Annotated in this window: 5 protein-coding genes; 3 read left to right on the forward strand and 2 right to left on the reverse strand. The window is 62.3% G+C overall.

Translation table 11 applies throughout. From position 1 onward, the window contains the following. Together dprA and HX846_RS26505 are read right to left on the reverse strand one after the other, a co-directional pair. The coding region (dprA, locus tag HX846_RS26500; RefSeq protein WP_178966410.1) for a DNA-processing protein DprA at window positions 1–762 on the reverse strand (762 nt) is incomplete at its 3' end. 63 nt (window positions 763–825) lie between these two features. Further along, window positions 826–1614, reverse strand: a complete 789-nt coding sequence (locus tag HX846_RS26505; protein ID WP_177116546.1) for a peptidoglycan-binding protein — start codon at window positions 1612–1614, stop codon at window positions 826–828. A 150-nt stretch (window positions 1615–1764) separates the two neighbouring features. On the opposite strand from HX846_RS26505, the gene def reads away from it, so the two are divergent. From def to HX846_RS26520, 3 genes are all read left to right on the forward strand, one after another. Next, a complete protein-coding gene (gene def / locus HX846_RS26510) occupies window positions 1765–2271 on the forward strand; it encodes a peptide deformylase (RefSeq protein ID WP_003213617.1) in 507 nt (168 codons plus the stop codon). A 57-nt stretch (window positions 2272–2328) separates the two neighbouring features. Next, entirely contained in the window at window positions 2329–3288 is a 960-nt protein-coding gene (fmt, locus tag HX846_RS26515) for a methionyl-tRNA formyltransferase (protein ID WP_178966411.1), read from the forward strand. Next, on the forward strand, window positions 3285–4052 hold a 768-nt coding region (locus HX846_RS26520), incomplete at its 3' end, for a transcription antitermination factor NusB (RefSeq protein WP_306173157.1). The genes fmt and HX846_RS26520, both read left to right, overlap by 4 nt.

A 4052-nucleotide genomic window follows, 5' to 3' on the forward strand; every position in this document is an offset into this window, starting at 1 on the left:
CGCCAGCCGCGCGGTGATCAGCGAACCGCTGGCCATGCTGGCCTCCACCACCAGTACCCCAAGCGACAGGCCACTGATAATACGGTTGCGGCGCGGGAAGTTGCCGGCCTGGGGCGCGGCGTCCAACGGAAACTCGGAAACCACGGCACTGCCTTGGGCAATCATCGCCTCGGCCAAGCGTCGATGGCGCTGTGGATAAAAATTTTCGAGCCCGGTGCCCAGCACGCCGATTGTATGTCCACCAACATCCAAAGCCGCCTGGTGAGCAGCACCGTCGATACCCAGGGCAAGGCCACTGGTGATGACAAAACCGGCACTCGCCAGGCTGCGGGAAAACGCGGCGGCGGTATCCATTCCTGGCCTGGAGGCGCGACGGCTGCCGACCATCGCCAACTGCGGTTTCTCCAGAATCGCCGGGTTGCCGGCGACGAATAATAGCGGGGGTGCATCATCCAATTCTGCAAGCAATGCCGGGTAGTCGGGTTGGTCCCACATCAGCAAATGCTGGGCCGGACGCTCCAACCAGGCCAATGCCGCACTGGCACCATCACGTACTTCCTCGCAACGCCGGGCATCGGCGCTGGCCACCTTGAGCCCCAGGGAGCGCCAGGCACTGGCCGGTGCGCTGATGGCTTTCGACGCAGAACCAAAGGCCTCGATAAGTTTTTTAAAGCCCTTGGGACCCAGTTCCGGCAGCCTGTGCAAGCGTAGTCGGGCTTCCAGTTCTGCCGGGGAAATTTCACGGTCATTCGTCGGTAACATTTGATCGTCCTTGATCGGAACAAGCTGTGGATAACTCTGTTGGTAACTTATTTAGCAACCTAATTATTGTCTTTGATCAGGCGCCTCAAAACGGTCCATTACCGCCAGCGATCGCGACGCGCTGAGCACCAGGCCGTAGCTGAGCTTTTCGTAGGTGCGGAACACCAATAGCGTCCCGGCCGGCTCGTCGGGCATCTTCACCGGAGCACCGGTCACTCGGTTCCGAACGGTTTCCCCGGTTTTCACCACGGCCAGCAAATGGCCTTCCATCAGGCCGTCACGACGGCCCTTGTTCAGCGTCACCGCGTCCAGCACGCCGATCTGCGTCACGCCCCGTGGCACGTCGATGATGTGTCCGGCAGTGGCGCGAGCAGGCATCTGAATCACCAGGCTGGCCAGGTCGGTGGGCGCTTGCTGGCTGAGCAATCGGTCGCCGGGCCGCACTTCCTGGGTGACGCGCTGCACACCCAACGTGCTGACATCGCCCGCCGTCACAAAACGTGCGGTGCCAATGTCGTCGACGTTGATACCCAGCAATTCCTGGCTTTGCGGGTCGGTATAGGCCTTGCCGCGACGGAAGATCCCGTAGCTTTCGACTGCAGGGTCCAGGGCACCTCGCGCATAAATACGCTCGCCATCGGCGCCCAATACTCGTCCGGCATCTGCTGCAACAATATAGGGAGCGTGCTCCAGTTCCTGGGGGGTATCGAGAATGCGGTTGTGCAGTAAAAAGCGCTGGATGGCCTGCTGCGTATGAAGCGGCAACGGTTGGCCGGGCTGTGGATAGCTCTCGGGAACCTGGGCAATAACGGCCTGGGCCCACAGCAGCAAGACGAGTAGCGATTTCCTCATGGGGTGAATCTCCTTTATTATGTGCATTCGCGTGAAACGCCTTGGCCTTCGCGGCTTTCGGACGTTTTCCCACGGCACTTATCCCGGCACATCAAGGGTCCATCCCCGGCGCCGACTTGCCTTTACCTCACATGTGCAGCAATTACGCTTATGGCTATTTTGAACATCCTCGAATTTCCGGACTCACGCCTGCGCACCATCGCCAAGCCAGTGGCCGTAGTGGACGCCAAGGTTCGTCAGTTGGTCGATGACATGTTTGAAACAATGTATGAAGCCCCGGGTATCGGCCTCGCCGCGACCCAGGTCGACGTGCATCAGCGCGTCGTGGTCATGGACCTGTCCGAAGACCGCAGCGAGCCCCTGGTGTTTATCAACCCTGAGTTCGAAACCCTGACCGACGAGATGGGCCAGTACCAGGAAGGCTGCCTGTCGGTGCCCGACTTCTACGAGAACGTCGACCGTCCCCAGCGCGTCAAGATCAAGGCCCTGGACCGTGACGGCAAGCCGTTCGAGATGATTGCCGAAGGCCTGCTGGCGGTGTGCATCCAACACGAGTGCGACCACCTCAACGGCAAGCTGTTTGTCGATTACCTGTCCACGCTTAAACGCGACCGGATCAAGAAGAAGCTGGAAAAGAAGCATCGCCAGCAAGCTTGATTCCCTTCTTTCAAAGGCTTGCTCCGGCAAGCCTTTTTCTTTTGTGAGACGTTTCCCATGACCGAGCCACTGCGCATCGTTTTTGCCGGCACCCCCGAATTCGCCGCCGAACACCTCAAGGCCCTGCTCGCCAGCCCTTATGAAATCGTGGCGGTCTACACCCAGCCCGATCGCCCGGCCGGTCGTGGGCAAAAACTGATGCCCAGCCCGGTCAAGCAGCTGGCACTTGAGAACAACATTGTCGTGCTGCAGCCGCCAACCCTGCGCAACGCCGATGCCCAGGCCGAACTGGCTGCGCTGAAGCCAGACCTGCTGGTGGTGGTGGCCTACGGCTTGATCCTGCCCCAGGCTGTGCTGGATATCCCGCGCCTGGGCTGCATCAACAGTCACGCCTCGCTGCTGCCTCGCTGGCGTGGCGCGGCACCGATCCAGCGTGCCGTCGAAGCCGGTGATGCGCAAAGCGGGGTGACCGTGATGCGCATGGAAGCAGGCCTGGACACCGGGCCGATGCTGCTGAAAGTCACCACCCCGATCACCGGGCAAGACACCGGCGGCAGCCTGCATGATCGCCTCGCCGAAATGGGCCCGCCGGCTGTCGTCCAGGCCATCGCCGGCCTGGCTGCCGGCACTCTGCAAGGTGAAGTTCAGGACGACAGCCTCGCCACCTACGCCCACAAATTGAACAAGGATGAAGCCCGCATCGACTGGAGCCGCCCGGCCGTTGAGCTGGAGCGTCTGGTGCGTGCCTTCAACCCGTGGCCGATCTGCCACAGCATGCTCAATGGCGAGGCCTTGAAAGTACTGGCCGCCACCCTGGCCGAAGGCAAGGGCGCCCCCGGCGAGATCATCGGCGCCAGCAAGGACGGCCTGTTGGTAGCGTGCGGTGAACAGGCGCTGTGTCTGACCCGTCTGCAATTGCCCGGCGGCAAGGCGCTGAACTTCAGCGATTTGTTCAACAGCCGCCGTGAGAAATTTGCCGTTGGCATCGTCCTCGGCCAAGCGGTGGACGCGCAATGAACCCACGTCTGGCCGCCGCCAAGGCCCTGGCCGCCGTGCTCAACGGCAAGGCTTCCCTCAATAGTTCGTTGCCGACCCAACTGGATAAAGTCGAAGACCGCGATCGCGGCTTTACCCAGGACCTGGCCTTCGGTACCGCCCGCTGGCAGCCACGTTTATCGGCGCTGGCGGCCAAGCTGCTGCAAAAGCCGTTCAAGGCGGCGGACGCCGATGTCGAGGCGCTGCTGCTGGTGGGCCTGTATCAACTGCTCTACACCCGCGTGCCGGCCCACGCGGCAATCGGCGAAACCGTCGGTTGCGCCGACAAGCTGAAAAAGCCTTGGGCCAAGGCCCTGCTCAACGCCGTGCTGCGCCGCGCCCAGCGCGAAAGCGAAGCGCTGCTGGCCGAGCTGGAACATGACCCGGTGGTGCGCACCGCCCACCCGCGCTGGCTGCAAAAATCCCTGAAGGCGTTCTGGCCCGAGCAGTGGGAAGCCATCTGCGCGGCCAACAACGCGCACCCGCCGATGATCCTGCGGGTCAATCGCCGTCATCACACCCGCGACGCTTATCTCACATTGCTTGGCGAAGCCGGTGTAGCGGCCACGGCCTGCGTCTACAGCCAGGACGGCATCGTTCTTACAGAACCGGGCGATGTACGTAACCTGCCCGGGTTCGCCGAAGGCTGGATCAGCGTGCAGGACGAAGCCGCTCAACTGGCCGCCGACCTGCTGGACCTGGCCCCGGGCCAACGCGTACTGGACGCCTGTTGCGCCCCCGGCGGC

Origin of the sequence: Pseudomonas sp. K5002, from assembly GCF_013386655.1 — a bacterium.
Classification (GTDB): Bacteria; Pseudomonadota; Gammaproteobacteria; order Pseudomonadales; family Pseudomonadaceae; genus Aquipseudomonas.

What these genes read in the sequence shown, in the direction of transcription:
- HX846_RS26505 (WP_177116546.1), bottom strand. Translation starts at nt 1,614, where the DNA reads ATGAGGAAATCGCTACTCGTCTTGCTGCTGTGGGCCCAGGCCGTTATT.
- fmt (WP_178966411.1), top strand. Translation starts at nt 2,329, where the DNA reads ATGACCGAGCCACTGCGCATCGTTTTTGCCGGCACCCCCGAATTCGCC.
- def (WP_003213617.1), top strand. Translation starts at nt 1,765, where the DNA reads ATGGCTATTTTGAACATCCTCGAATTTCCGGACTCACGCCTGCGCACC.